The following is a 25,543-nucleotide window of genomic DNA, read 5'->3' as shown; positions in this document are numbered from 1 at the left end:
ATTACGATGCGCCTTGCGCGAACCAGTCTTCGATGAAGCGCTGATAGATCTGCGTCAGCGTCTCGAGGTCGGCAAGCGCGACGCGTTCATCGACCATGTGCATGGTCTTGCCGACCAGCCCGAACTCGACCACCGGACAATACTCCTTGATGAAGCGCGCGTCGGAGGTGCCGCCGGAGGTGGAAAGCGCCGGCTTCCTGCCGATCACCGCCTTGACCGAACCGCTGAGCGCTTCGATCAGCCGGTCGTCGCGGGTGAGGAAGACGTGGCTCGGCCGGTCGCGCCAGACAAGCTCGTAATCGACCGGCGTCGTCTTGCCGGCCCGGTATTTCTTGCGCTTCGCCGCCTTGTCGAGACGGTTGTGGATTTCCGCCTGGATGGTCTCGGCGGTCCATGTGTCGTTGAAGCGGATGTTGAAGGTGGCGGTCGCCTTTGCCGGAATGACATTGGTGGCTGGGTTGCCGACATCGATCGAGGTCACCTCCAGATTGGTCGGCTGGAAGTCCTTGGTGCCCTTGTCGAAGACGGGGTGCAGCAAGGCGTCGACCAGCGTCATCAGCCCGCGCACCGGGTTGTCGGCAAGCTGCGGATAGGCCGCGTGGCCCTGGCGGCCGTTGACGATGATGGTGCCGGACAAAGAGCCGCGCCGGCCGATCTTGATCATGTCGCCCAGCGCGTCGGGATTGGTCGGCTCGCCGACGATAGACGCATCCCATTTCTCGCCCTTGGCGGCCGCCCATTCGAGCAGCTTTGTCGTGCCGTTGATGGCCGGCCCTTCTTCGTCGCCGGTGATCAGCAGCGAGACCGAGCCTTTCAGGCCGCCTTTCGAACCGAGATGGCGCGCCACCGCGGCGATGAAACAGGCGATGCCCCCCTTCATGTCGACGGCACCGCGGCCGAACATCTCCCCTTTGGCGATCTCGGCGGCGAAAGGCGGATGCGTCCATGAGGTCTCGTCGCCGACCGGCACCACGTCGGTATGCCCGGCGAACATCAGGCGCGGACCGTTGCCGGATCGCCGCGCATAGAGATTTTCGATATCGGGCGTGCCGTCGTCCGAAAAAACCGGGCGCTCGACGGAAAAGCCGAGTGGTTTCAGCATTTTTTCCAGCATGCTCAGTGCCCCGCCCTCAATCGGCGTCACCGAGGGGCAGCGGATAAGGGCGGCGAGATTTGCAGCGGGATCGGTCGGCAACGTCATGGGCAAAAGCGATAGTCGAAAGCGCAAGGCCTGTCACGGCCAGACATAAGGGCCAGCCATCCCGCCAAGATTATGGTTTTCATGCCGTACAGCCGCAGGCCTAGTGCCGCCCAAAAGCATGCCCTCGGGCTTAACCCGTGGGTGCACAGCGGTTTGGGGACAACGACACGCGTAAGAACGAAGACTTAAAGCGCGTCGCATGGATCGCGTCATACGCGGCGCTTTAGGCAGGATGTTGGATGGACGGGGCGACAAAAGGCCCCAATGATCGCTGTGATCGTCAGTTCGCGGCCCGCACATGTGCCCAGTAACGGCCCTTGCCGGTGCGCTTGGCTTCATAGAGCGCGTGATCGGAACAGGTGAGAAGAATATCCGGCTCGCCGCCGTCGGCAGGCGCGAAGGCGCTTCCAATGCTCAACCCGATGGGTATTGCGGTGCCCAGGCCAAGGTCGAAAGGTACCGAAATCTTCTCAATGGCCCGCTTTGCCAGGTAGGTGGCTTCGATCTCGGACGTGCCGGGCAGCAGGATGACGAATTCGTCACCGCCGATGCGAAAGACCACATCCCCCGGTCGGAAAGCGCGTTTCAATCGTTCGGCCACCGTGCGCAGCAGCATGTCGCCGACCGCGTGGCCGAAGCGGTCATTGACGTGTTTGAAGCCGTCGAGGTCCATGCTGAGAACGGCAAACGGCCTGCCGCCATTTGCTGCCGGCGCCGCAAGCTCGCTGCACATGCCGCGCAGTTTCTCCTGAAGGAAGATGCGGTTTGGCAGGCCGGTCAGCGCGTCCTTGATCGCCAGATCGCGATTGTCCAGTTCGGCGCGAATCATGCGGGCGTTGATCGCATGATTTTGAAGCAGCACGATGATGACGCCGGCCACATAGAACGGCACTTGAAATCCGACGACAGACATTCCGGGCGCCGGAGAAAACAGCACGCCAACCAGGAAAGGCAGGCTTACGGCCAGCATGACGAATATGGCGTAGCGCGGGGTCGCTGCGTTGCGGGACGACACCACGCCGACGACGCCTGCGACATTCAGGGCAGCCAGCACGGCGAGCGCCATATGCCCGCTGACGACGCAGCCATAACAGCCGAGGCCGAAAATCACCGACCATGGCCCCCCCGGCGGCCATGAGGCCTGCCAGCGGCCCCGTTCCCCCGCGCTTGCGGGCCCGCTCACATTCCCGCATCAGCAGGAAGCGGACGGCAAACAGGATGAGGTCGGCCGCGATCCAGGCGTAAGGCCACGGGTCGCCGGTGACGACCGCGGCGCTAACTGCCAGCACCAAGACGCTGATGGTGCCGAACAGGACAGCGAATTTGCGGTCGAAAGTGGTATCGAGAAGCCGCGCGCGGACAGCTTCCGGCTCCGCTCTGATCGGTGAAGAAAACCAGGCGAACAGCCGCGCGCCGGCGCTTCGCTTTCCGCGCGCTTTCGGGTTGGCCAGGGGTTCGTCGTGTGCCAGTCGAGTGCTCCGTGCCGGTCGACACAGTCTCCACGGGGCATGCTGGACCAAGGTGATTAAGATTAGCTTAGGTACTTGGACGAGCCGACCGCAAGGGACCGTCGATCAGCGTGATCTTTTGCCAGATCTTCCGCGACAGGTTGGAACTCAAGGACTCGATGTCGTTGACACCATCGACGACCACATTGTCGTTGACCGACTGGGCGAACAGCGCGGCGATCTTGCCGGTAATCGACAGCATTTCGGAGCAATAGTCGAGATAGCGGGCGAGATCGGCACGGTCGGTTATGCGTGCCGGTGAATGCGATGTCGGCTTGAAATCGGTTGAAAGCGCTGCCGGATCCTTGGTCAGCTGATGCATGTCGATGACATGGATCAGCGATCTCAAGCCGTGAAGCTTGCGAAACACCTGCTTGCGCTTGATGCGCTCCTCGGTTCGGATCAAGGCCAGGAAGCCGAGCACCGCGAGGATGATCATGTTGATCAACGATTCGATGCCTTGCACCGACTGGACGGCATCGTCGGTTCCCGAGATACGGCCGAGCGGCAGGATGGTGCCGACGAACAGGAACATCAGCGCACCGGCGGCAATGGCGGCGACGACGACGCCGCGCAGCCACCAGATCGGCGCCTCCAGCGCCTTCGCCGCCTTGGCCAGATCACGCGACAGCGACACAAGTTCTATGGCGACGCCCCGCAAGCCTGCATCGGGAAACCGCTCGGCGACGCGTTTTTCCAGTCGTTCGGCGGTTTCGATGATCAGTTTCGAATCAAGCGTACGGTAGCGCATGGCTGGATACCCGATCGGCGCTCAGGATTCGGCCGGCGCATTGGTGCGTTTGCCGTAGCGGTTGGGTCCGGGATCACTTTTGAAAAACGCCAAAATGATAAGGAGAATGGCGCCGACGATGAGAGAGATCAATGCGTAGTAGGTAGGCTTGCCGAAATCGTGGAACCGCTTCGCCGTTAGCGCGAAGGTCGACCATGTCGAGACAACCACAGCGATCCACCAGGCGAGCGCCCAGTACTGACTTGCGGCGGTGCCTAGCGGCGTTCGCGAGAACTGGTAGAGCAGAAAAAGCTGAACCAGGAGCGGCAAAAGACCCGCCAAAACATAGGCACTGGGGTTCACTCGCCCGGAAAGGCTGAAGAAAAGCCATAGAAATCGAGGTCTGTCGAGCAAGCGGGTGCGTCCGTTTTTTGCGAAGGATCAATCGCGAAGCAGTTCATTGATCGAGGTTTTGGAACGGGTCTTGGCATCGACCCGCTTGACGATGACGGCGCAGTAAAGGCTCGGACCGGGCTCGCCATTGGGCAACGGCTTGCCGGGTATCGAGCCGGCGACGACGACGGAATTGGCCGGCACTTCGCCGTAGAAGACCTCGCCGGTGGCGCGGTCGACAATCTTGGTCGACTGGCCGATGAAGACGCCCATGCCGAGCACCGAGCCCTCGCGCACAATGCAGCCTTCGACCACCTCGGAGCGTGCGCCGATGAAGCAATTGTCCTCGATGATGGTGGGGCCGGCCTGCATCGGCTCCAGCACGCCGCCGATGCCGACGCCGCCCGACAGATGCACATTCTTGCCGATCTGGGCGCAGGAGCCGACCGAGGCCCATGTGTCGACCATGGTGCCGCTGTCGACATAGGCGCCGACATTGACGAAGGACGGCATCAGCACGGCACCTGGCGCGACAAAGGCGGAGCGCCGCACGATCGACGACGGCACGGCGCGGAAACCTGCCTTCTCGAAATCGATGGCACTCCAGCCGTCGAATTTCGACGGCACCTTGTCCCACCACACGGCCTGGCCCGGACCACCCTTGATGATCTCCATCGGGTTGAGCCGGAACGACAGCAGCACCGCTTTCTTCAGCCACTGGTTGACATGCCATTTGCCGTCGGCCTGGCGCTCGGCAACGCGGGCGATACCCCGGTCGAGCAGGTCCAGCGCTGACTGGATGGCGTCGCGCGTCGCGCCGCGGGTTGCCGTCGAAATCGTCTCGCGTTCCTCGAAGGCGGTTTCGATAGTCTTTTCGAGGCTCGCCAGATCGGTCTTCGACATGAATTCGCTCCATTACCAAGCTGTTAAGGGGCCGCACCTTAACCTGTTTTGAAAGTCGCCGGACCCTATGTGAAGGCTTGGTGAGGGTCAATCGCGGCTGCGTCACGGGACGGCGCAAGTGAATAATTGGACGGGCAGGTAATATGACTCCTATGGAAAAGGCGGGGTGGACGCCGCTGCCGCATTCGGACGAGGATCTGGAGCGGTCGAAAAGCGTGCCGGACACGCCGCAGACGCGTGCCGAGACCTACCGGCTGGCCTGGAACGATCCCGACTTCATGACGCGGCGCGAGTTGCGCGCGGTCAGGCTGCAGCTCGAATTGTTGAAGCCGGAGATGATCCTGGCCGAGCGCGGCATCCGCTCGACCGTCATCCTGTTCGGCGGGGCGCGCATCCCCGAGCCGGACGGCGAAGCCTGGGCGGCCAAAAACGAGACGCAGAAGAAGAACCTCGAGAAAAACAGTAAATATTACGAGGAAGCGCGAAAATTCGCCCGCCTCTGCTCGCAGCAGTCGGCCACCTCTTATTATCGCGAATTCGTCGTGGTGACAGGCGGCGGACCCGGCGTCATGGAAGCCGGCAACCGCGGCGCCGACGATGTTGGCGCACCGTCGATCGGCCTCAACATCGTGTTGCCGCACGAGCAGGCGCCGAATGCTTATGTGACGCCGGAGCTCTGTTTCAACTTCCACTATTTCGCTGTCCGCAAGATGCATTTCGTCATGCGCGCCAAGGCTGTCGCGGTGTTTCCGGGCGGCTTCGGCACGATGGACGAATTCTTCGAGACGCTGACCCTGATCCAGACCGGCCGCATGGAGCGCGTGCCGGTGATCCTGTTCGGCAAGGCGTTCTGGAAAAGGGCGATCGACCTCGATTTCCTCGCGGAGCAAGGCACAATCACCCCCGGCGACCAGGACATCATCGATTTCGTCGACACCGCCGACGAGGCCTGGGGGATTATCAGCCGTTTCTACACGCTTTAGGCCGCGGGGCTGCGGTATCGATCCGGCTTTGCACGAAGCAAGTGCCTCAAGCAGTGACGTCGACGATCGCGGTGAGGAATTCGGCAAGATCGTCGGTGACGAAATCCACATCATCTTCATTGGCCGGGTCACGTTCCCAAATCTCCGAGAAGGTCGGCTCGAAGTTGCGCGGCACGACCAGCACCGTGGTCATGCCCAGCGATTTCGGCACGGACAGGTTGCGGGCCAGATCCTCGAACATCACCGCATTGTGGCCGGTGACGGCGTGAAGTTCCGCAAATTTCTCGTAGGTCTGGCGCGCCGGCTTGGGGTTCAGCCCGGCAGCGACGATATCGAAGATGTCGTCGAAATGGTCGAGGATGCCGAGTTGGCGCGCGGTGCGTTCGGCATGCCTGCGGTCGCCATTGGTGAAGATGAACTTGCGGCCGGGAAGCTGGCGGATGGCGGTGCCGAGAACGGGATCGGGAACCAGCCAGGAATAGTCGATGTCATGAACCTTCTCGAGAAAGTCGTCGGGATCGATGCCGTGGCGCGCCATCAGACCGTTCAGCGTCGTGCCGTATTCCCGGTAGAGTTCCTTCTGCAGCTTGCGGGCATCGTCGCGTGGCAGCGTCAGCAGTTCTCCGACATAGGCAGTCATCTTTACGTCGATCTGCGAGAACAGGTTCGAATGGTGCGGATAGAGCGTGTTGTCGAGGTCGAACACCCAGTCGGTGACATGGGCAAAGCGGGCGGGATCCGGGAGCGTCGTCATGCAATCCTTATGGCACGAAACCATACTTTTGGCAGAGGCTTTATCCACAACTTATGCGCGTTGCGAGTGGCGGAAATGGCGCGATGATTCAAATTTTAGGCATCGCCGAAAGGTGGCATTCAGGGCTTGCTGGCACAGAAACGGTTCAGGGGAGCCAGCGATGAGCCGCATATTTCTGAAGTCTGCCGCCGTCGCTTTCGCCTCCCTCGCGGTCTCGCTTTTGTTGACGCTCATCGTCGTCCCGGCAATTGGCTTTCCGATCAACCGCACGATCTGGCTGACATCCACGGTCTGTCCGCTGGCGCTCGCCTGGATCGCCGGCGCCTACACGTTCTGGCAGGGCGAGAGGTTGAAAAGCGCCCATCGCGACCTCGCCCGCGCTCATGCCCAGCTCGCCGCAGCGCATCGGCGCCTGTCGGAAAAAGCGAGCCGCGACGACATGACCGGCATGCTCAACCGCGAGAGCTTCTTTGCGGCGCTCGACGCCTCCCGGCGTAAATCCGATCGCGGTGCTTTGCTGATCATCGATGCCGACCACTTCAAGATCATCAACGACAGCTACGGCCACCTGACCGGCGACGAGGCGTTGCTCCTTATTGCAAGCGCGATCGAGCGCGGCGTGCGCAGCGGCGACGTGATCGGCCGCATCGGCGGCGAGGAATTCGGTGCGTTTCTGGTCGGCGCCACCGAACAGGAAGCCAAACGCGTCGCCGAACGCATTCGCCGTGAAGTCGAACTGATCCGCTTCCGTCCCGTCGATGAGCGGGTCATACCCCTCACCGTCAGCATCGGCGGTGTCACCTGCGGCGAGGATGCCGGCGTATCGGATCTGATGCGTGCCGCCGACCATCGCCTTTACCTGGCCAAGCATCGCGGCCGTAATCTGACCATCCTGGACAGGGACATTTCCGAAGCGGCCTGAGCGGTCTCGCTCATTAAGGAGATCCTAACGCTGTTTGGACTCAGCCAGGCCGCTTACACGGCTTAAGCAAAGTGTGCCGCTAGGTTTGGCACGGAATTGGCTTCTCCTGGCGAGTACGTTCAGGGAACGCCATGCGTGGATCGGAGCCATCGAGAGACGTGCCATGAGTTTCTTCACCAAGAAAATATCGCGCCGCACGATCGTGCAGGCGCTGATCGCATTGCCGGCCCTGTCGCTGTTCCGCAAGCTGCCCGATATCGATCCGGACGCGATCGTCGAGGTCAATGGTTGGATCCTCAAAAGGAGCGACCTCACTTGATCTTCGACAGCTACGAGGCATTTCGCGCTGCGAACTTCGCCGCCAAGGTCTGCATACTCGGCTCCGGGCCAGCCGGCACCACGATTGCCAGGAAGCTTGGCGCGGCCGGCATTCCGGTTGTGGTGCTGGAGGCCGGCTCCCGCGAGTTCAGCGACGATTCGCAGGATTTCTACCGCGGCGTCACGGTCGGCGACCCCTATTTCGATCTCGACATCACCCGGTTGCGCTTCATGGGCGGCAGTTCCAATCACTGGGCCGGCTGGTGCCGGGTGCTCGACAGCCAGGACTTCGAGCCCAAGGCCTGGGCGCCGGATACCGGCTGGCCGATCAGCCGCGCCGAAATCGAGCCCTATCTGCCCGAAGTCCAGGACATCCTGGAACTTCCCGACTTCCGGCCGGATGTGCCGATCTCGGACGATATTCGCTGGGTACAGCTGATCAAGAGCCCGGCCGTACGCTTCGGTGAAAAATTCGCCGACGAACTCGACAGGAGCAGGAACGTGGCCGTGGTGCTCAGCACCTATGCCACCGAGCTTACCGGCGACGGCAAGAGGGTGACCGGCGCCAAACTGTGGTCGAACGGCCAGAATGCCGGCTCTTTCACCGCCGACTATTTCATCGTATGCACCGGCGGCTTGGAAAACTCGCGGCTGCTTCTGTGGTCGAACCAGCGCTCGAACGGCGGCGTGGTGCCGAAGGCGACAGCGCTCGGCCGCTATTGGATGGAGCATCCGACCTTCGAGGGCGGCAATGCCATCCTCGCCGACTATAGCGAGTTCGAGGTCGACGCCACCAACGAGGCTTTCTTCTCGCCGACGCCGGCGGCCATGGAGCGCCTCGAGATCATGAATTTCGGCATCAGGCTGATCGAGACGCCGTACCCCGGCATCAAAAGCGTCATCGCCGACCTCGCCTGCACGGTGCCCGAGATGGCGGAATGGGTATCCTATCAGCTCAGCCAGAACTTGCGCTGCGCCGCCCAGCTCTATGTCGCCTGGGAACAGGCGCCGCTGGCCTCGAACCAGATCCGGTTGTCGAAGACCGATGTCGACCATGCCGGCGTGCCGCGCATCGAGCTGCACTGGAAAAAGTCGGAGCTGGAGCGCCGCACGCTCCTCGAGGGCTTGAGGCTGTTCGGCAAGACGCTCGTCCGGAAGGATCTCGGCCGGGTGCGCATCGCCGACTGGCTCGCCAGCGGCGGGGACTATCCGACTAATGAGGAACTGGCCGGTCACCACCATATGGGCGGCACGCGAATGGGCACGGATGTGACCAAGAGCGTGGTGGACGCCAACTCGAAGGTGCACGGCATGGACAATCTCTATGTCGGCGGTTCCTCCGTGTTCTGCACGTCCGGCGAATGCAACCCGACGACGACAATCGTCGCATTGGCCTGCCGGCTTGGCGACCACCTCGGCAAGCTCATCGGCGTATAAAAGCCGGCCCAGCCGGGCCGGCCAGCGTCTAAAGTTTCGCCGGGTCGAGCGCCGGCTTGCCCTTGTAGCGTCCGATGATCGCTGCCATGTCGGCGACGTTCTGGAAGGCATCGCGCAAAACGTCGAAGGACGACAGCACGAAATAGGCGCGCTGGAACTTGTCGATCTCGTAGCTGGTGCGCATCACCGTTTCCAGATCGAAGGGGACATGGTGCGCGTCCTTGCTTTCAATCGCGAATTGAAGTTCCGCAAAGGACGACATCAGCCCGGCGCCGAAAGCTTTCAGCGGTTGGCCGGCTTCCTGGATCAGCCCGTATTCGACAGTGTACCAGTAGAGGCGGCTGATCATCTCGTCGCCGCCGAGCGCGATCAGATGCTCGGCCTTCTCGCCATACATCTGCATGAAATCGGCAAAGACCGGCTGCGTCAGCGCCGGCACATGGCCGAAGAAGTCGTGGAACATGTCCGGCTCGACGATGTAGTCGAGCTCTTGTTTCGTCCGCAGCCAGTTGGTCACCGGGAAGCGCCTATTGGCGAGGTGGACAAAGAAGGCTGGTGCGGGAATGAGGCCCGGCACGGCGACGATTTCCCAACCGGTAAGCTGGCGCAGCTTTTCGCTGACGACACCGAAATCCGGAATCCTGTCGAGCAGGCCCAGCGTGGCGACGCCGTCGAGATAGGACTGGTGTGCCAGCTTTTGCGTCAGCTTCGTCTGGCGGTCGCACAGTGTACGCCACACCGCCTGCTCGTCGGCGGTGTAGTTGTAGCTCTGCTCCACGGTGAAGTCGGCACGGCAGACCGAATAGTCGCCGCGAAGGCCTTGCGCCGCGCATTCGCGGGCATAATCGGCAACGCTCATCGTCATGGCTGTTCTCCCTGGAAATCACGACTAATCATAAAAGTTTAGCCGGGTCCGGTGAGGCAAATCCGCTTTGATGATGGCTCGAATACGCGATTTGAGGTAAAAGCCACCACAGCAAAGCTGTAGGAGAGTGAAAGTGCCTCAGTTTGACGATTTTGAGATCAAGATGCTCGATATCTTGCAACGTGACGGACGCAAGCCTGTGTCCGAATTGGCCCAGGAGATCGGCCTTTCGACGACGCCATGCGCGCGCCGCTTCGAAGCTCTTCAGAGCGCCGGCATCATCAAGGGCTTTGCCGCTGTGCTCAGCCGCCGCGCCATCGGCCTGATGGTCGAAGTGTTCATTCAGGTGCGCCTCGTAACCCACAGCGATGGTTCGCCCGAAACCTTCATCGCCGCCGTGCAGCGCATGGACGAGGTGTCGTCGTGCTGGACGATGACCGGCGATTACGATTTCCTGCTGCATGTGATGGTGCCGTCGGTCGACGAGCTCAACGCGTTCGTTATGCACCGGCTGATGCGGCTCGACGGCGTGCGCGATGTCCACACGCAGCTCGTGCTGCAGAACATCAAGGGGCCGGGCCACGTGCCGCTTGGGCACCTCAGGCGATGAGTTCGCCCTGGCGCCTGCGCCGCCCTGGATTTGTGGCCGACAAGCTGTCAGCCTGCGCTCACGGCACGATCAGCGTGCCGGCGCCGTGTTCGGTAAACAGTTCGAGCAGCACCGAATGCGGCGTTTTGCCGTTGAGGATGACGACCCCTTCGACGCCGCGATCGATCGCCTCGATGCAGGTCTCGACCTTGGGGATCATGCCGCCCGACACCGTGCCGTCCTTGATCAAGGCCTTGGCCTCGGCCACGGTCAGCTCATCGATCAGCTTCTTGTTCTTGTCGAGCACGCCGGGCACGTCGGTGAGGAACAGAAGGCGTGTCGCCTGGCAGGCGCCGGCGATGGCGCCGGCAAAGGTGTCGGCATTGATGTTGTAGGTATGGCCGTCGCGGCCGGGCGCCACAGGCGCCAGCACCGGGATCATTTCGGAGCGCGCCAGAAGGTCGAGCAACGTGCGGTCGACCTCGACTGGCTCGCCGACAAAGCCGAGATCGAGCACGCGCTCGATATTGGAGTCCGGGTCGATCAAGGTCTTGCGTGCCTTTTCGGCGAAAACCATGTTGCCGTCCTTGCCGCACAGGCCGATCGCCCATTCGCCCTCGGCATTGATCAGCGCCACGATCTCCTTGTTGATCGAGCCGGCCAGCACCATCTCGACGATCTCGACCGTCTTCTGGTCGGTGACGCGCAGGCCGCCCTCGAACTTCGATTCGATGCCCATCTTGCTCAGCATGGCGCCGATCTGCGGCCCGCCGCCATGGACGACGATCGGGTTGACGCCGGATTGCTTCAGCAGCGCGATGTCGCGGGCGAAGGCCTTGCCGAGCGCAATATCGCCCATGGCGTGGCCGCCATATTTCACCACGACCGTCTTGTTTTCGTAGCGCTGCATGTAGGGCAGTGCCCTCGAAAGCAGCGCGGCCTGCATTTCGGCGGTGGCGGCGACGTCCGTCATCGGCATGGTTCCCAGCTTGGCATGAACGGCGGCGTCTTAGCGGGAATTGGAGCAGGGGGCAAACGGCTTTGCTGTCACATCAGGTGAAATCGGCCCGCTTTATGCCGGCATCCGCAGCGGCGCCCGCCGCGCCTGCCATCCGGAAATCTTCTCCATTTGCGCGGCGAAGGACAACAAGGTCTCCTCATCGCCGGGTCGGCCGGCGGCCTGGATGCCGAGCGGCAGGCCGGCATCGGTGACGTGGACAGGCAGCGCGATCGATGGCTGGCCGCTGACGTTCTGGATCGCCGGCCAGTGCGTGAACCACAGGCTTTTGTCCATCAACTGGCCGAACAGCGGCTTGAATTTCAGCAGACGGGCGAGGCGCAGTCTGTCGAGGACGTCCTCTATGAACGCGTCGGCGCCCTTCGGGTCCATGGCCCCGCACGCGAGCGGCGGATGGGCGATAACCGGCATCAGCACGGCATCGTACGGCGCGGTCTCGGTGATCAGACGCCGCGACGTGGCATGCAGCCGCTGCAGGCCGGCATAGATCTCGCCGGCCGAGACGATCTCGCCGAAGCGGCTCATCAGACGGGTGGCGCGCTCGACGTCGCCCGAAACGGAGCGGCCGACACGCAAGACCTCAATGCGCATCGCGCCGGCGACTGCCGCAGCCACCGTCCTGGCGAAATCGGCGATGAAGTCGCGACCGATATAGGGCAGATCGATCTCCTCGATCGTGTGGCCACCTTCGCGCGCCAATGCCACAGCGGTGTCCAGCGCCGTCAGCGTCTCGGCCGATATCGGCAGGCCGAGCGGCGATTTCCGGTAGACGGCCAGTTTCAGCTTGCCGGGATCGCGCACTGCTGCGGCGGCAAAAGTTCCCCTCGGCGGCGGCGCCGCATACGGTGACAGCGGATCGGGTCCATGGGTCAGGTCGAGCAGCAAGGCCGAATCCCGGACCGAGCGGGCAACGGCGTGGTCGACGACCAGACCGTACCAGCTTTCGGTGACGAGCGGCGACAGCGGCACGCGGCCGCGCGAGGTTTTCAGTCCGACCAGCCCGGTGCAGGCGGCGGGAACGCGGATCGAGCCACCGCCATCCGAAGCATGTGCCACCGGCACGACGCCGGCCGCGACCAGCGCCGCCGCACCTCCAGACGAGCCGCCGCTGGTATGCGCCGTATTCCACGGATTGCGGGTGATGCCGAAAGCGGCGGATTCGGTCATCAGCCTCAGCCCATGTTCGGGCGAGGTGCTGGTGGCGATCGGGACAAGGCCGGCGGCCAGATGGCGTTCGGTCATCACCGAATCGAAATCGGCAACGAAAGCCGGAATGCGGCTGCCGCCATGCGTAGGCACGCCTTTCATGGCGATGCCGAGATCCTTCAGTGCAAAGGGCACACCGGCCAGCGGCAGCTTGCGGTCGATGGTTTTCGCCCGCGTCCGCGCCGCCTCGTAAAGCGGCTCGGCGATGGCGTTGATGTCCGGGCGGGTGGCCTCGGCCCGCGCAATCGCCGCATCGACGAGCTCCTGCGGCGCGATCTCGCCCTTGCGCACCAAGCTGGCAAGCCCGGTTGCGTCGTGCTCCCACAAGACCCGTTCAACCGACATTGCCGCTCTCCCGCTATGAGAAGGCTAGCGGTTGCGGATTTTCTTGGCAATCGAAGTCAACGACGCTCCCGGTGCACAAGAACGCTTCGGCCGTTGCAAATACATTGCAATTGCCTAATTTGGCAGCCGATGACGCCGCAGGACATCAGCAACCTGATCGTCCGGACTTCGATGAAGGACCGGGCTGCGTTCGATCTGCTCTACCGGCAGACCAGCGCGAAACTTTTCGGCATCTGCCTTCGTGTATTGAAGGACCGGGGAGAGGCAGAAGAGGCGCTGCAGGAGGTCTTCGTCAAGATATGGACGAAGGCGGACCGTTTCGCCGTCTCGGAGCTAAGCCCGATTTCCTGGCTGGTGGCCATTGCCCGCAATCACGCGATCGATCGGATAAGGGCGCGGCGAGAGCCTGCCACCTATATCGATGCTGCGCTCGAGGTGGCCGATCCGGCACCGGGACCGGAGGCTGCGGTTGTTGCGAGCGGTGAATCGGAGCGCATCTATCGTTGTCTCGATGAATTGGAAAAGGACCGGGCGGCGGCCGTCCGGGGCGCCTATCTGAATGGCGAAAGCTATGCCGAACTGGCCGTACGCCATGGCGTGCCGCTGAACACGATGCGAACCTGGCTGCGGCGCAGCCTGTTGAAGCTCAGAGAGTGTCTGGAAAGATGACGCTGGCGCAGGATGACGGATCAGAACCAGGGAGCGACGACCTGTTCGCCGCCGAGTACGTTCTCGGTGTGCTGGACGCGGACGAACGCGAGATCGCGTCACGCCGTATCGATGCGGACGCCGCTTTCGCGCGCCTTGTCGATGCCTGGGAGGCGCATCTTTCGCCGATGGCCGCCGCCTATCCGGAGACAGAGCCGCCGATCAGGGTCAAGGAGGCATTGGATCGCCGGCTGTTCGTCGCAGCGCCTCGCGCCGGCCTCTGGTCGAGCCTTGCCTTCTGGCGCGGTCTTGCCGCCGCTTCTGTCGCGGCGCTGGCGATCTATATCGCCGTGCCGTACCTCAACCCGCCGGCCGAGAAGCCGCGGCTCGTCGCCTCGCTGGCTGCCGATGGCAGCGACGTCAGATACCTCGCCGTCTATGATGCCGCCCGTCGCGAGGTCGGCCTGTCGCATGTCTCCGGCGAGCGCGCCGCCGGCAAGGATTTCGAACTGTGGATGATCGAGGGCAAGGACCCGCCGGTCTCGATGGGCGTCATCCCGGCCGGTCAGACCGCGCATATGACTATCTCCCCGTCCGTGCAGGAAAAGCTTGCGCAGGGTGCCGTTCTTGCGGTCAGCGTCGAGCCGGCCGGCGGCTCGCCGACCGGTCAGCCGACCGGCCCTGTGGTCGCTGCGGGCGATTTGAAAAGCGTCTGATCGCTCCTGTCTGCCCACTTCGAGAAGATTTTAAATCTATCGCCTGTGGTGAATTAGCTTGGAAGCATGCAGGCTGTGAGATTCTTGGCCTAAAAATTATGCTCGCCGTTATAAAAAATAAAATTTTCTCCTGAACGACGAAACTCACGAATTATTCTCCCGTATCTCCTTGCGCCCCCAAAGAGGGGAAAGATAAACTGAGGAGATAGAAATAATGCGTAAATTCGCCATCCTTTTGCTTGCCGGAACCGTCGCCGTCTCCGCGCTTGCTCCCTTCGCCTATGCCCAGAATCCGGTGGTCGGCGGCGCCGCCATGTATGCCACCAAGAACATCGTCGAGAACGCCGTCAACTCGAAGGATCACACGACGCTGGTTGCGGCCGTCAAGGCCGGCGGTCTCGTCGACACGCTGCAGAGTGCCGGTCCCTTCACCGTGTTCGCGCCGACCAACGAGGCCTTTGCCGCCCTTCCGGCCGGCACCGTCGACACGCTGCTCAAGCCCGAAAACAAGGACAAGCTGGTCAAGATCCTGACCTGCCACGTCATCGGTGCCAAGGCGATGGCCGCCGACGTCGCCAGGATGGCCATAGACGATGGTGGCGCGCATAAGGTCAAGACGGTTGGCGGCTGCGAACTGACGCTCAAGGCCGACGGCGGCAAGGTCACCGCGACCGACGAGAACGGCAATGTCGCCAATGTGACAGTCGCCGATGTCGAGCAGTCGAACGGCGTTATCCACGTCATTGACAAGGTTCTCCTGCCGAAGATGTAACGAAGGGCTCGTCGCCAGCGAAGATATGGCTGAGGTTCCATGCCGAGTGCGCGGGTTCCGCTTGCGTGACCCGCGCAATCGACAAGCGTACACTCCGCGCCGTCGGCTGTAGGCGTGGGGCAGGTGCGGAGTGCCCGTTGTCAGGAGCTGGCCGTCACTAGCTTTTGATTCCATATGACGGTCGAATTTGGCAAATGGACAGAGGAGGAATGGTGATGATCCGGCGCGACTTTCTTTGGAGCGGTGCTGCTGCCGTGGCATCGTTGGTAGGCACGGCAGCAACATTGCGCATGGGCCGGCCGCTGGATGCGCACGCCGCCGAAACCTTCGAGGTCACCAAGACCGAGGCCGAGTGGCGCGCCATCCTGTCCGATGCGGCCTTCAATGTGCTGCGCAAGGAAGGCACCGAATATCCCGGCACCAGCCCGTTGCTCAACGAACACCGCAAGGGCATCTTCGCCTGCGCCGGCTGCGACCTGCCGCTCTATTCCTCCGAAACCAAGTTCGATTCCGGCACCGGCTGGCCGAGCTTCTGGCAGGAGATTCCCAACGCCGTCGGCATGACCGTGGACAGATCCCTGGGCATGACCCGTACCGAAGTCCACTGCAGCCGCTGCGGCGGCCATCTCGGCCATGTCTTCGAGGACGGTCCGCCGCCGACCGGCTTGCGTCATTGCATCAACGGCGTCGCCCTGACCTTCAAGCCGGCCACAGCCTGACCTACAGCGCCGCGCGTCCTTTTTGGACGCGCAAAGTTGCACGATCAATGTCCGCCACCTCCGCCAGCCTGCTCTGCCGGCTTGCGGATGACCATGGTGAAGATCGCCAGCGTGGCGAACAGCGCCGTCAAGAGATAGAATACGTCCATGAAGGACAGCAGCGACGCCTGCTGCTGGACCATGCCTGACAGTTTGGAAATCGCCGCCTTGGACGCGTCCAGGCCGGCATTCTGCTGGAAGTCGAGCGTCATGTTCTGCAGCTTGATCTGCGCCTCGGCACTGCCCCACTGGACATGCTCGGCCAGCCTTGCGTAGTGGAAGGCGTTGCGGTCGATCAGCACGGTGTTGATGACGGCAAGGCCGACGGCGCCACCGAGGTTGCGGGTGAGGTTGAACAGGCCGGATGCATTCTTAAGCCGGTCAGGCGGCAGTGTTCCCAGTGCGATGTTGTTGATCGGCACCATGCACAGCATCATCGAGGCGCCGCGCAGGATCTGCGGCGCCAAAAGCTCCCAGAAATCCCAGTCGGCGGTCAGATAGGTCATGCGCCAGGTGCCGGCAGCGAAGCCGAAGAAGCCGATCATCATCATCAGCCGCGGATCCATCTTGCGCGACAGGATGCCGGACACCGGCGCGGTGGCGAACATCGCCAGGCCGCTGACGAACAGAGCCTCGCCGATCATCAGGGAATCGTAGCCGCGGATACGCCCGAGATACACCGGATAGAGATAGGTCAGGCCGTAGAGGCCGATGCCGATGACGAAGGAGAACAGCGAGCCGAAAGCGAAGTTGACGTTGGTGAAGGCTTTCAAATCGACGATCGGCTCCTCGGCGGTGAAGGCGCGCCAGAAGAACAGCACCGCGCCGGCCGTCATCAGGATGGCGCAGATGAACACGGCCTGGTCCTGAAGCCAGTCGTTGTTAGGACCTTCCTCGAGCACGTATTCCAGCGAGCCGAGGAAAGCCGCCATGCCGGCAAGGCCCCACCAGTCGAACTTGCGGAACAGGCTGAGATTGGGCTTGTCGAAGTCGATCAGCGACCACGCCGCGGCGGTCACTAGGATGCCGGGCACCACATTGATCAGGAACAGCCAGTGCCATGACGTGGCATGGCTTATATAGCCGCCGACGGTCGGGCCGATGGTCGGCGCCAGCGTCGCCACCAGGCCGATCATCGGCGACACCATGGCGCGGCGCGACGGCGGGAAGATGGTGAAGGCGGCAGCGAACACGCTCGGAATCATGCCGCCGCCGATGAAGCCCTGGATGGCGCGGTAGACGATCATCTGGTCGATGTTGGTGGCGGTCGCCGCCAGTGCGCTGGCCGCGGTGAAGCCGGCTGCGGAGACGGTGAACAGCACGCGCGTCGACAGCATCCGGCTGAGAAAACCGGACAGCGGGATCATGATGACTTCGGCGATCAGATAGGCAGTCTGCACCCACGGGATTTCGTCGGAGCTGGCGCTCAAGCCCGCCTGGATCTCGGCCAGCGAGGCCGAAACGATCTGGATGTCGAGGATCGCCATGAACATGCCGAACACCATCGCCAGGAAGGCGATGATGCGGCGCGTGGAAATGGTGTCAGGCGTAGCCGGCCTCGCCGGCGGCGATCCTGCTGTCAAGGTCGCGGTTGCCATGGCAGTGCTCCCAAGCGGCCGCTCAGTTCGACGCGGCCGGCGCGGTGCGGCTGTCGACGGCCACGACGACGCTGAGGCCGGCGCGCAGCTTGCCTGTCTTCAGCACAACCGCCGGCACGTCGATGCGAACCGGGACGCGCTGCACGACCTTGGTGAAATTGCCGGTGGCGTTTTCGGGTGGCAGCAGCGAGAACACCGCGCCGGATGCCGGGGCCAGGGACGAGACGATGCCTTCGAAATCCTGGCCGTCGATCGCATCGACCGAAATCCTGACCTTTTCGCCGGGCACCAGCTGGGCAAGCTGGGTCTCCTTGAAATTGGCGACGATATAGAGCTTGTCCATCGGCACGATGACGGCGAGCTTCTGTCCGGGGCTGATCAGGTCTCCCTGCTCGACCGAGCGGTTGCCGACCACACCGTCATATGGCGCGCGCAGCACGGTGAAGGACAGGTCCCGCGCGGCCTTGTCCCGGGCAAGCTGCAGCGACGCCAGCGTGCTCGCCGTCTCCGCGCGCTGCGCCTGAAGCACACCGATATTGGCCTGCGCCGCGGCGATCTGGGCGTCGGCACCTACAAGGGCGGCATTGGCCTGCTCGACCGCGGTCTGGGCATCATCCAGCTGGGCCTGGGTGCCGACATGTGTCTTGAGCAATTGGGCGGCGCGCGTTTGAACACGCGCCGCATTGGCGGCGGCGGCCTGGTCGGCGGTCTTCTGCGCCTGCGCCTGCTCGAGCGATGCACGCGCCGCCTCGGTCTGGGCGTCGATACGGTCGAGCGTCTTGCTCAAGGTGGCGATCTGCGCCTCGGCCTGGGCGACCGCTATTTTGTAGTCGCCATTGTCGACGACCAGCAGCGGGTCGCCTGCCTTGACCTGCTGGTTCTCGGTCACCTTGACCTGATCGACATAGCCGGAAATTTTCGGCGAAATGAATGCCATGTCGGCCTGGACATAGGCGTCGTCGGTTGAGATCATGAAGCGCCCGTCAGTCCAGTAATCGTGGCCATACCAGGCAGCTGCGCCCAGCAAGCCAAGCGCGATGATCGGCAACAGAAGGGAGCGTGCCGAACGTTTCTTTTTCGTCGGCGCCTCGGCCGGAGGACTTATTGCCGGCTCAGTCGGTGCGTTCGGCGCTTCGGTTGCTGGCGCGATCTTGGCGTTGGGGAAGGGACGGACTTCGGCGGTGGGGGTCGCGTTCGAGGACATGGGGATCTCTCTTGGCATCTCTCTGGAAACTGGGCATCTCTCTGCAAACAATCAGTAAGACTGAACCGTTCGGTTCGATGCGAACATTGACTTAGCGCGAAGAGAGGCCCATATCAAGGGTGATCGAACCGATCGGTTCGAATATTTTTAGGTGTGACACTATGACCGAACCCGACAAGGACCAGTGCGATCTGCTGGATGGCCTGCGTCGCGGCCGCCCCGCGGCGGGACAGGACCCGGTCAAGCGCAGCCAGATCATCGAGGGCGCGCGCCGTGTCTTCATCGACAAGGGCTTCGAAGCGGCGTCGATGAACGACATCACCCGCGAGGCCGGCGTCTCCAAGGGCACGATCTATGTCTATTTCGCCAACAAGGAAGAACTGTTCGAGGCGCTGATCGAGGAAGAGCGCGGCACGATTTTCAAGAACATGTACGACGTGCTCGAGCGGACCGATCATATCAGGGGCACGCTGGAACGATTCGGCATGGTGCTGTCCGCCAAGATCACCTCGGCCAAGGTCATCCTGGCGCAACGCACGGTGATCGGCGCGTCGGAGCGAATTCCCGAACTTGGCGCGCGGTTCTACGAACGCGGCCCGAAGCGCGGCCATGACAAGGTTGTCGATTTTCTCAACGCCGCCATCGAACGCGGCCTGCTCAAGATCGACGATGTCGACCTTGCCGCCTATCAGTTCACCGAACTGTGCCTGGCCGGTCTCTTCCGTCAGTGCATATTTGCCTATCGCACCAAGGCGCCAAGCCCCGCTGAGATCGAAAATGTCGTCAGGTCGGGCGTCGACATGTTCCTGAAAGCCTACGGCACCGAGCAGCTTGCCGCGGAAGAGCGCGGCTCGAATTCCGGCTGACCTGGGACGCCACGTTTAGAGCGGGCTTTCAAGTCTAGCCGCCATTGGTCGCCAGCACGATCGCCGCGCGCAATTCCTCAAGGCCCTCGCTCTTTTCCGACGACGTGGCGAGAACGAACGGAAACGCGGCCGGCCGCTTCTTGATCTTCTGCAGTGTCTCTTCGATCAATCGCGGCACGCCGGCCGCCTTGATCTTGTCGGTCTTGGTCAGCACGATCTGGTAGGAGACCGCCGCCTTGTCGAGCAGCGACAGCACTTCATCATCCTTGGCCTTGATGCCGTGGCGGGCGTCGATCAGCACATAGACCCGCTTCAGCGTGACCCGGCCCTTGAGATAGTCGAAGACGAGTTTCGTCCAGTCGTCGACCTTCTCCTTGGGCGCGGTGGCGTAGCCGTAGCCCGGCATGTCGACCAGCGCCATCGGCGGCAGGTCGGCGCCTTCGCCGGAAAATCCACCCGGAACGAAATAATTGAGTTCCTGCGTCCGCCCCGGCGTGTTGGACGTGCGCGCCAGCCCTTTCTGATTGACCAGGGCGTTGATCAGCGACGATTTGCCGACATTCGAGCGGCCGGCAAAGGCGATCTCCGGCGGCCCCTCAGGCGGCAGGAACTTCATTGCCGGCACGCCGCGGATGAAGATCCACGGCCGCGTGAACAGCTCGATGCCGATCACGGTCTTGTTCAACGCGTTCAAACCGCTGCCTCCAGAAGAGAAATATCGGCGCCACGAATGGCATTGAGGTTGCGGCTGATCTTTTCCACCGGCCAATCCCACCACGCCACCGCCAAAAGCCGCCAGATGATCCTGTCGTCGAAGCGCATCTTCACCACCTTGGCCGCATTGCCAGCGACGATCGCATAGGGTGGCACGTCATGCGTCACCACCGATTTTGCCGCAACGATGGCGCCATGGCCGATCGTCACGCCGGGCAGGATCACCGCTTCCATCCCGATCCATACATCATTGCCGAGCACTGTGTCGCCGCGCAATTCCTTCGACCAGGTAGCCGGGTCGAAACCCTCTTCCCAGCCATGACCGAAGATGTTGAACGGATAGGTCGAAAAGCCGGACATGGCATGATTGGCGCCGTTCATGATGAAGCGCGCGCCCTCGGCGATGGCGCAGAACTTGCCGATGATCAGCCGATCGCCGATGAATGGATAATGATGCAGCACGCATCGCTCGGCGAATTTGTCCGGCCCGTCCGGATCGTCATAATAGGTGAAGTCACCGATCTCGATGTTCGGCGCCGTGACCAGTGCCTTCAGGAAACCGACGCGGCTATGCATCGGGATCGGATGCTTGATGTTGGGGTTGGGTCCGATCATGGTCTGCCTCCATCGACGAAATAACAGGCAATGGTCAAAATAGCGTGATCCGCCCGGCAGCACCAACCGCGTGCGCAGCGGATCATCCTTACCTGTTCATCGACGGAGCGCTCCTGAAACGACAGCGAGCTTATAGGGATGTGTCGCGGCGGCGTCTACCGCCGCGCCGACGGGTTTCGCCGCTGGCCGGCGGCTCGGCTCGTCCCAAAAAAAGCCCCGGTCCGGGGCTTTTCTGAATTCACAAAAAGCGAGCGCCTTCTATTCCGCCGGCGACGGTTTCTTCCGGAACAGCGCGACCAGATTGTCCCACAATTCGATCTTGGCGCCCTGCCGCTTCATGATCACGCCTTGCTGGATGATCGAAAGCAGATTGTTCCAAGCCCAGTAGATGACGAGCCCGGCCGGAAAACCGGCCATCATGAACGTGAAGACCACCGGCATCCAGGTGAAGATCATGGCCTGTGTCGGATCCGGCGGCGTCGGATTCATGCGCATCTGCAGGAACATCGTCAGGCCCATGATCAGCGGCCAAACGCCGATCATCAACATGTCCGGCAGAGCGATCGGAATGAGGCCGAACAGGTTGAAGATCGAGGTCGGGTCGGGCGCCGCCAGATCCTGGATCCAGCCGAAGAACGGTGCGTGCCGCATCTCGATGGTGATGTAGAGCACCTTGTAGAGCGCGAAGAAGACCGGAATCTGCAGCGCCACCGGCCAGCAGCCGGCGAGCGGATTGATCTTCTCGGTCTTGTAGAGCTCCATCATCGCCTGTTGCTGCTTCATCTTGTCGTCCGCGTATTTCTCGCGGATCTCGAGCATCTTGGGCTGCACCTTCTTCATGTTCGCCATCGACGCGTAGGACTTGTTGGCGAGTGGGTAGAAGACGGCCTTGACGACGACGGTGGTGGCCAGGATCGCCAGGCCGAAATTGCCGAAGAATTTGTACATCGTGTCGATCAGGTAGAACATCGGCTTGGTGATCCAGATGAACCATCCCCAGTCGATCAAACGGTCGAACAGCCTGATATGGCGATCTTCCGCATAGGCGTTGACCTTGGCGACTTCCTTGGCGCCGGCGAAGATTTCGGTCTCGACCGTCGCCGACTGGCCGGCATCGACGGTGATCGGGTCGGTGAGGAAGTCGGCTTGGTAGCGCGGGCGGCCGTCGTCGAAATAAGCGTAACGCGGCTGGAACGGCTGCTTCTCGGTCGGCACCAGCGTCACCGCCCAGTATTTGTCGGTGATGCCCAGCCAGCCATCGGTCGACTTGCCCGGCGTGTACTGCTTGTCCTCCTCGACTGCCGCGTATTTGTGTTCCTGCAGGCCTTCCGTGCCGGTGACGCCGATCAGCCCTTCATGCAGCACATAGATGCTGGCAACGGCAGGCTTGTCGAACCGGGTGACGCGGCCGTAATTCGACAGAGTGATGGGGGTTGAGCCTGAATTCTGCACCGTATCCGAGACCGTGAACATATAGTCGCTGTCGACGGAGAAGGTGCGCTTGAAGGTCAGGCCCTTGTCGTTGGTGAAGCTCAGCGTAACCGGGGTCGCCGGCGTCAGCGTCGCATTGCCATCGACGGTCCACACGGTTTCCGGGCCCGGCACCGTGCCGGTCTTGTCGCTGCCGACAAATCCGATCTCGGCATAGTAGCCAGTGGGCAGCGCTGCCGGGTTGAGCAGTTCGATCTCGGGCGAGTTCTTGTCGACCGTCAGCGTGTAGTGCTTGAGCTTGAGGTCGTCGAGACGGGCGCCGGTGAGATTGATCGAGCCCTCCAGGCTCGGCGTGTCGATCCTGACGCGCTTCGTCGACGCCAGCGCCTGCTCGCGGCCGGCAGGCGTCGCGCCGTCGGTCCCCGGTGCATTGGGTGCATTAGGAATGGCGCCTTGCTGCGGAACCGGCGTTTCGCTGCCGCCCGGACTTGCGCCTTCGGCCGCCTTCTTCTGCTCCGCTATCCGCTGCTCTTGTATACGGGCCGCCTCGCGTTGCGCCTCGCTGTAAGGCATCACGTAAAAATACTGCCAAAGCGACAGGATCAGCACCGACAGCGCGATGGTGATAAAGAAGTTCCGGTTGTTTTCCATCGAAAGCCTTGGCCTATCGTGTTCCGCGCAGTCTGCGGGAGAGTTCGGCCTTCAACTGGCCGAACGGAATGGTAAGCACATCTTCGCGCCCGACGATGACATAGTCATTGCCAGGCTCCATGTCACCCGCGGCATGCGTGCGCACGGCTTCTCTCAGCCGCCGCCGGATGCGGTTGCGGACGACTGCATTGCCGACCTTCTTGGTGACCGTGTAGCCGACGCGAGGCGCCTCTGCGTCGCTGCGGTCCAGAACCTCGACGAGAAAAAGCCGCCCGCGGCGCTTCTCGCCACGCTGGACAGCCAGGAATTCCGCGCGTTTCAGAAGCCGCTTGGGATGTGCCCCCACTGGCTTGCCGGTTGCGGGCAACGATCTCGTCTTCCGTTCAGGCGCTGAGCCGCTTGCGACCGCGGTTGCGGCGGGCTGCGACGACGCCACGACCACCCTTGGTGGCCATGCGGGCACGGAAACCGTGCCGGCGTTTGCGGACGAGTTTGGACGGTTGGTAGGTACGCTTCATTTGTTTTAATACCGCGGGGTGCGGCCCTTCTTGATTCTGTCACTCTGTAACAGGAGCTTTGCCGGGCCGGCTTTGGCGCGATCGAAACCGCGCCGGGACGAATGGCCCGAGCGTGAGCGGGCTTATAGAAAGAAGGGTATTGGAAGTCAATCCGGCGCCGACATCCGGCGCCTCAGCCGATTGGCTGAAGTGTGATGGCCGAAGTCTGGGCGGTATCATCCCGTATTGGGACGAAGGATGAAATTGGCAAAAAAGCCGCAATGGCCTAATCTCGTTCGATCAAGTGATCGTGAAGAAAAAGCAGCATGAGTGAAATCCCATCCGCGGATGAAAGGACCGATCGGGCGACCGCGGCCGCCCGGAGGGTGCCTTTGTCGCGTGGATTGTCGACAAAGCTCCTGCTGCTCACCATCGTCTTCGTGCTCCTGGCCGAGGTCCTTATCTTTCTGCCCTGGATCGCCAGCTACCGGCTGAGTTGGCTGAAGGAGAGGCTGAGCACCGCTGCGGCCGTCTCGATCGTGCTGGTGCAGGGAGAGCCCGCCTCGCTGTCCCGCGCCGCCCAGAACGACGTGCTGATGGCGATCGGCGCCAAGGCGATCGCCGTGCGCGACGGCGGCGTCTCGCGGCTTCTGGTCGTGGCTGAGATGCCGCCGCACGTCGATGAGCATATCGACATCGCCAATATCGGCCTGGTCGAGGGCATGACCGGCGCTTTGGACACGCTGTTTTTCGGCGGCGAGCGGATGCTGCGCGTTTTCGGCCCGGTCGGCGACAGCGACAAGGAATTCGAGTTGATCATGCCCGACTACAGCCTGCGCGATGCCATGCTCATCTATTCGCGCAACGTCGCCTTCGTCTCGCTGCTGATCTCGCTGTTCACCGCCATGCTCGTCTATGCCGCAATAGACCTGATCATGATCGGCCCGATCCGGACGATGACGCGCTCGATGCTGGCCTTCTCCGAGGCGCCCGACGACCCCGGGCGGATCATCCGCCCTGCTGCCCGCGCCGACGAGATCGGCGTTGCAGAGCGCGAGCTCTCGCAGATGCAGGAGCGGCTGCAAAAAATGCTCTCCGAGCAGAAGCATCTCGCCGACCTTGGCCTCGCCGTTTCGAAGATCAACCATGATATGCGCAACATCCTGGCGTCGGCGCAGCTGATGTCGGATCGTCTGCGCCAGGTCAAGGACCCGACCGTGCAGGCCTTCGCGCCGAAACTGCTGCGGGCGCTCGATCGTGCCGTATCCTATTCGGAAGGTGTGCTCGCCTATGGCCGCACCCAGGAGCCGCCGCCCTCGCGCCGCAGGCTCAGGCTGCGCCAACTGGTCGACGACGTCCACGGCCTGCTCGACACCGAAGGCGGCATCGAATTCGTCAATGCCGTCGATCTGGCTTTCGAGGTGGATGCCGATTCCGATCAGCTTTTTCGCGTGCTCACCAATCTTTGCCGCAACGCCGTGCAGGCGATGGCGGCGGACGCGGAAAGTGCGGTGGTGCGCCGGTTGGCAGTGTCGGCCGAGCGCGTCGGCAGCGTCAGCCGCATCACCGTCACCGACACCGGCCCCGGCCTGCCGCCGAAAGCGCGCGAGAACCTGTTTGCGGCGTTCCGCGGCTCGGCCCGCAGCGGCGGCACCGGGCTCGGCCTGGCAATCGCCTATGAATTGATCCGCGCCCATGGCGGTACGGTGGAGCTTGTCGAAAGCAGAGGCGGACGCACCACCTTCGCGGTAACCATTCCCGACCAGCCGGTCCGGCTCGACCAGGCCCGCAACGGCCTGCGCCGCCCGGCCTGATCCTTGCCCACCCGATCGTCGTCAAGGCACGAACAACAAAACTTTTGCCGGATCGGCTTGCTTTTCGGAAATTCAGTCGCTAGGGAA

At 62.5% G+C, this 25,543-nt stretch carries 27 protein-coding genes; 11 read left to right on the top strand and 16 right to left on the bottom strand.

The window, feature by feature from the left end; all coding sequences use genetic code 11:
• Position 1: 1 nt before the first annotated feature.
• From dapE to dapD, 5 genes are all read right to left on the bottom strand, one after another.
• Positions 2–1,201, bottom strand: coding sequence for a succinyl-diaminopimelate desuccinylase (dapE, locus tag EN807_RS03125; RefSeq protein WP_135933845.1), 1,200 nt, complete (start codon positions 1,199–1,201; stop codon positions 2–4).
• A gap of 280 nt (positions 1,202–1,481) precedes the next feature.
• Positions 1,482–2,312, bottom strand: coding sequence for a GGDEF domain-containing protein (locus EN807_RS03120; protein ID WP_135933844.1), 831 nt, complete (start codon positions 2,310–2,312; stop codon positions 1,482–1,484).
• Between the two features lie 425 nt (positions 2,313–2,737).
• Positions 2,738–3,460 carry a hypothetical protein gene (locus EN807_RS03115; RefSeq protein WP_127315470.1) on the bottom strand — a complete coding sequence of 241 codons (723 nt, stop codon included), beginning with the start codon at positions 3,458–3,460 and terminating at the stop codon, positions 2,738–2,740.
• Positions 3,461–3,481: 21 nt separating this feature from the next.
• Complete coding sequence (locus EN807_RS03110) at positions 3,482–3,853, bottom strand: DUF805 domain-containing protein (RefSeq protein WP_029347278.1); 372 nt, start codon at positions 3,851–3,853, stop codon at positions 3,482–3,484.
• A gap of 27 nt (positions 3,854–3,880) precedes the next feature.
• Complete coding sequence (dapD, locus tag EN807_RS03105) at positions 3,881–4,735, bottom strand: 2,3,4,5-tetrahydropyridine-2,6-dicarboxylate N-succinyltransferase (protein ID WP_135933843.1); 855 nt, start codon at positions 4,733–4,735, stop codon at positions 3,881–3,883.
• 143 nt (positions 4,736–4,878) lie between these two features.
• Between dapD and EN807_RS03100 the strand changes: the two genes are divergently transcribed.
• The gene (locus EN807_RS03100; RefSeq protein WP_127315468.1) at positions 4,879–5,718 is read left to right on the top strand and encodes an LOG family protein; all 840 of its coding nucleotides are present in this window, start codon (positions 4,879–4,881) and stop codon (positions 5,716–5,718) included.
• Positions 5,719–5,764: 46 nt separating this feature from the next.
• Here the strand turns inward: EN807_RS03100 and EN807_RS03095 are convergent, their stop codons facing one another.
• The gene (locus tag EN807_RS03095; RefSeq protein ID WP_127315467.1) at positions 5,765–6,472 is read right to left on the bottom strand and encodes a pyrimidine 5'-nucleotidase; all 708 of its coding nucleotides are present in this window, start codon (positions 6,470–6,472) and stop codon (positions 5,765–5,767) included.
• 160 nt (positions 6,473–6,632) lie between these two features.
• Between EN807_RS03095 and EN807_RS03090 the strand changes: the two genes are divergently transcribed.
• From EN807_RS03090 to EN807_RS03080, 3 genes are all read left to right on the top strand, one after another.
• A complete protein-coding gene (locus EN807_RS03090) occupies positions 6,633–7,394 on the top strand; it encodes a GGDEF domain-containing protein (protein WP_135933842.1) in 762 nt (253 codons plus the stop codon).
• A 163-nt stretch (positions 7,395–7,557) separates the two neighbouring features.
• Complete coding sequence (locus EN807_RS03085; protein WP_135933841.1) at positions 7,558–7,713, top strand: hypothetical protein; 156 nt, start codon at positions 7,558–7,560, stop codon at positions 7,711–7,713.
• A complete protein-coding gene (locus EN807_RS03080; RefSeq protein WP_135933840.1) occupies positions 7,710–9,149 on the top strand; it encodes a GMC family oxidoreductase in 1,440 nt (479 codons plus the stop codon). The genes EN807_RS03085 and EN807_RS03080 overlap by 4 nt, the downstream gene beginning before the upstream one ends.
• Before the next feature lie 28 nt (positions 9,150–9,177).
• On the opposite strand, the gene phhA is transcribed toward EN807_RS03080, so the two are convergent.
• Positions 9,178–10,014: a phenylalanine 4-monooxygenase gene (gene phhA / locus EN807_RS03075; protein ID WP_135933839.1), complete on the bottom strand. Its 837-nt coding sequence runs from the start codon at positions 10,012–10,014 to the stop codon at positions 9,178–9,180.
• A gap of 133 nt (positions 10,015–10,147) precedes the next feature.
• Here phhA and EN807_RS03070 point away from each other — a divergent pair, with 133 nt between their 5' ends.
• Complete coding sequence (locus tag EN807_RS03070) at positions 10,148–10,624, top strand: Lrp/AsnC family transcriptional regulator (RefSeq protein WP_029347288.1); 477 nt, start codon at positions 10,148–10,150, stop codon at positions 10,622–10,624.
• Positions 10,625–10,682: 58 nt separating this feature from the next.
• Here EN807_RS03070 and argB read toward each other — a convergent pair whose 3' ends face one another.
• Positions 10,683–11,576: an acetylglutamate kinase gene (gene argB, locus EN807_RS03065; RefSeq protein WP_135933838.1), complete on the bottom strand. Its 894-nt coding sequence runs from the start codon at positions 11,574–11,576 to the stop codon at positions 10,683–10,685.
• Positions 11,577–11,675: 99 nt separating this feature from the next.
• Complete coding sequence (locus EN807_RS03060) at positions 11,676–13,172, bottom strand: amidase (RefSeq protein WP_135933837.1); 1,497 nt, start codon at positions 13,170–13,172, stop codon at positions 11,676–11,678.
• Between the two features lie 129 nt (positions 13,173–13,301).
• Between EN807_RS03060 and EN807_RS03055 the strand changes: the two genes are divergently transcribed.
• The 4 genes from EN807_RS03055 to msrB all read left to right on the top strand — a co-directional run bounded on the left by EN807_RS03055 (position 13,302) and on the right by msrB (position 16,027).
• The gene (locus tag EN807_RS03055; protein WP_135933836.1) at positions 13,302–13,841 is read left to right on the top strand and encodes a sigma-70 family RNA polymerase sigma factor; all 540 of its coding nucleotides are present in this window, start codon (positions 13,302–13,304) and stop codon (positions 13,839–13,841) included.
• The gene (locus EN807_RS03050) at positions 13,838–14,536 is read left to right on the top strand and encodes an anti-sigma factor (RefSeq protein ID WP_135935763.1); all 699 of its coding nucleotides are present in this window, start codon (positions 13,838–13,840) and stop codon (positions 14,534–14,536) included. The genes EN807_RS03055 and EN807_RS03050 overlap by 4 nt, the downstream gene beginning before the upstream one ends.
• 214 nt (positions 14,537–14,750) lie before the next feature.
• Positions 14,751–15,308 carry a fasciclin domain-containing protein gene (locus EN807_RS03045; protein WP_135933835.1) on the top strand — a complete coding sequence of 186 codons (558 nt, stop codon included), beginning with the start codon at positions 14,751–14,753 and terminating at the stop codon, positions 15,306–15,308.
• Between the two features lie 215 nt (positions 15,309–15,523).
• Entirely contained in the window at positions 15,524–16,027 is a 504-nt protein-coding gene (gene msrB / locus EN807_RS03040; protein WP_135933834.1) for a peptide-methionine (R)-S-oxide reductase MsrB, read from the top strand.
• A 44-nt stretch (positions 16,028–16,071) separates the two neighbouring features.
• Here the strand turns inward: msrB and EN807_RS03035 are convergent, their stop codons facing one another.
• The gene (locus EN807_RS03035; protein ID WP_135933833.1) at positions 16,072–17,664 is read right to left on the bottom strand and encodes a DHA2 family efflux MFS transporter permease subunit; all 1,593 of its coding nucleotides are present in this window, start codon (positions 17,662–17,664) and stop codon (positions 16,072–16,074) included.
• A gap of 22 nt (positions 17,665–17,686) precedes the next feature.
• Complete coding sequence (locus tag EN807_RS03030) at positions 17,687–18,868, bottom strand: HlyD family secretion protein (RefSeq protein ID WP_135933832.1); 1,182 nt, start codon at positions 18,866–18,868, stop codon at positions 17,687–17,689.
• A gap of 161 nt (positions 18,869–19,029) precedes the next feature.
• On the opposite strand from EN807_RS03030, the gene EN807_RS03025 reads away from it, so the two are divergent.
• Complete coding sequence (locus tag EN807_RS03025) at positions 19,030–19,734, top strand: TetR/AcrR family transcriptional regulator (RefSeq protein WP_135933831.1); 705 nt, start codon at positions 19,030–19,032, stop codon at positions 19,732–19,734.
• A gap of 34 nt (positions 19,735–19,768) precedes the next feature.
• Here EN807_RS03025 and yihA read toward each other — a convergent pair whose 3' ends face one another.
• The 5 genes from yihA to rpmH all read right to left on the bottom strand — a co-directional run bounded on the left by yihA (position 19,769) and on the right by rpmH (position 23,663).
• Complete coding sequence (gene yihA / locus EN807_RS03020; RefSeq protein WP_135933830.1) at positions 19,769–20,428, bottom strand: ribosome biogenesis GTP-binding protein YihA/YsxC; 660 nt, start codon at positions 20,426–20,428, stop codon at positions 19,769–19,771.
• Entirely contained in the window at positions 20,425–21,063 is a 639-nt protein-coding gene (locus tag EN807_RS03015) for a CatB-related O-acetyltransferase (RefSeq protein ID WP_135933829.1), read from the bottom strand. The genes yihA and EN807_RS03015 overlap by 4 nt, the downstream gene beginning before the upstream one ends.
• 258 nt (positions 21,064–21,321) lie before the next feature.
• A complete protein-coding gene (gene yidC, locus EN807_RS03010) occupies positions 21,322–23,145 on the bottom strand; it encodes a membrane protein insertase YidC (RefSeq protein ID WP_135933828.1) in 1,824 nt (607 codons plus the stop codon).
• A 13-nt stretch (positions 23,146–23,158) separates the two neighbouring features.
• On the bottom strand, positions 23,159–23,512 hold the full coding sequence (gene rnpA, locus EN807_RS03005) for a ribonuclease P protein component (RefSeq protein WP_135933827.1): 354 nt from the start codon (positions 23,510–23,512) through the stop codon (positions 23,159–23,161).
• Between the two features lie 16 nt (positions 23,513–23,528).
• Positions 23,529–23,663 carry a 50S ribosomal protein L34 gene (rpmH, locus tag EN807_RS03000; RefSeq protein ID WP_008833937.1) on the bottom strand — a complete coding sequence of 45 codons (135 nt, stop codon included), beginning with the start codon at positions 23,661–23,663 and terminating at the stop codon, positions 23,529–23,531.
• A gap of 305 nt (positions 23,664–23,968) precedes the next feature.
• On the opposite strand from rpmH, the gene EN807_RS02995 reads away from it, so the two are divergent.
• Positions 23,969–25,456, top strand: a complete 1,488-nt coding sequence (locus EN807_RS02995) for a HAMP domain-containing sensor histidine kinase (protein WP_127315450.1) — start codon at positions 23,969–23,971, stop codon at positions 25,454–25,456.
• The last annotated feature ends 87 nt before the right edge of the window (positions 25,457–25,543 follow it).

The organism is Mesorhizobium sp. M5C.F.Ca.ET.164.01.1.1 (assembly GCF_004792125.1).
GTDB classification, from domain to species: domain Bacteria; phylum Pseudomonadota; class Alphaproteobacteria; order Rhizobiales; family Rhizobiaceae; genus Mesorhizobium; species Mesorhizobium wenxiniae.
This window is presented reverse-complemented; position numbering and strand designations above follow the sequence as displayed.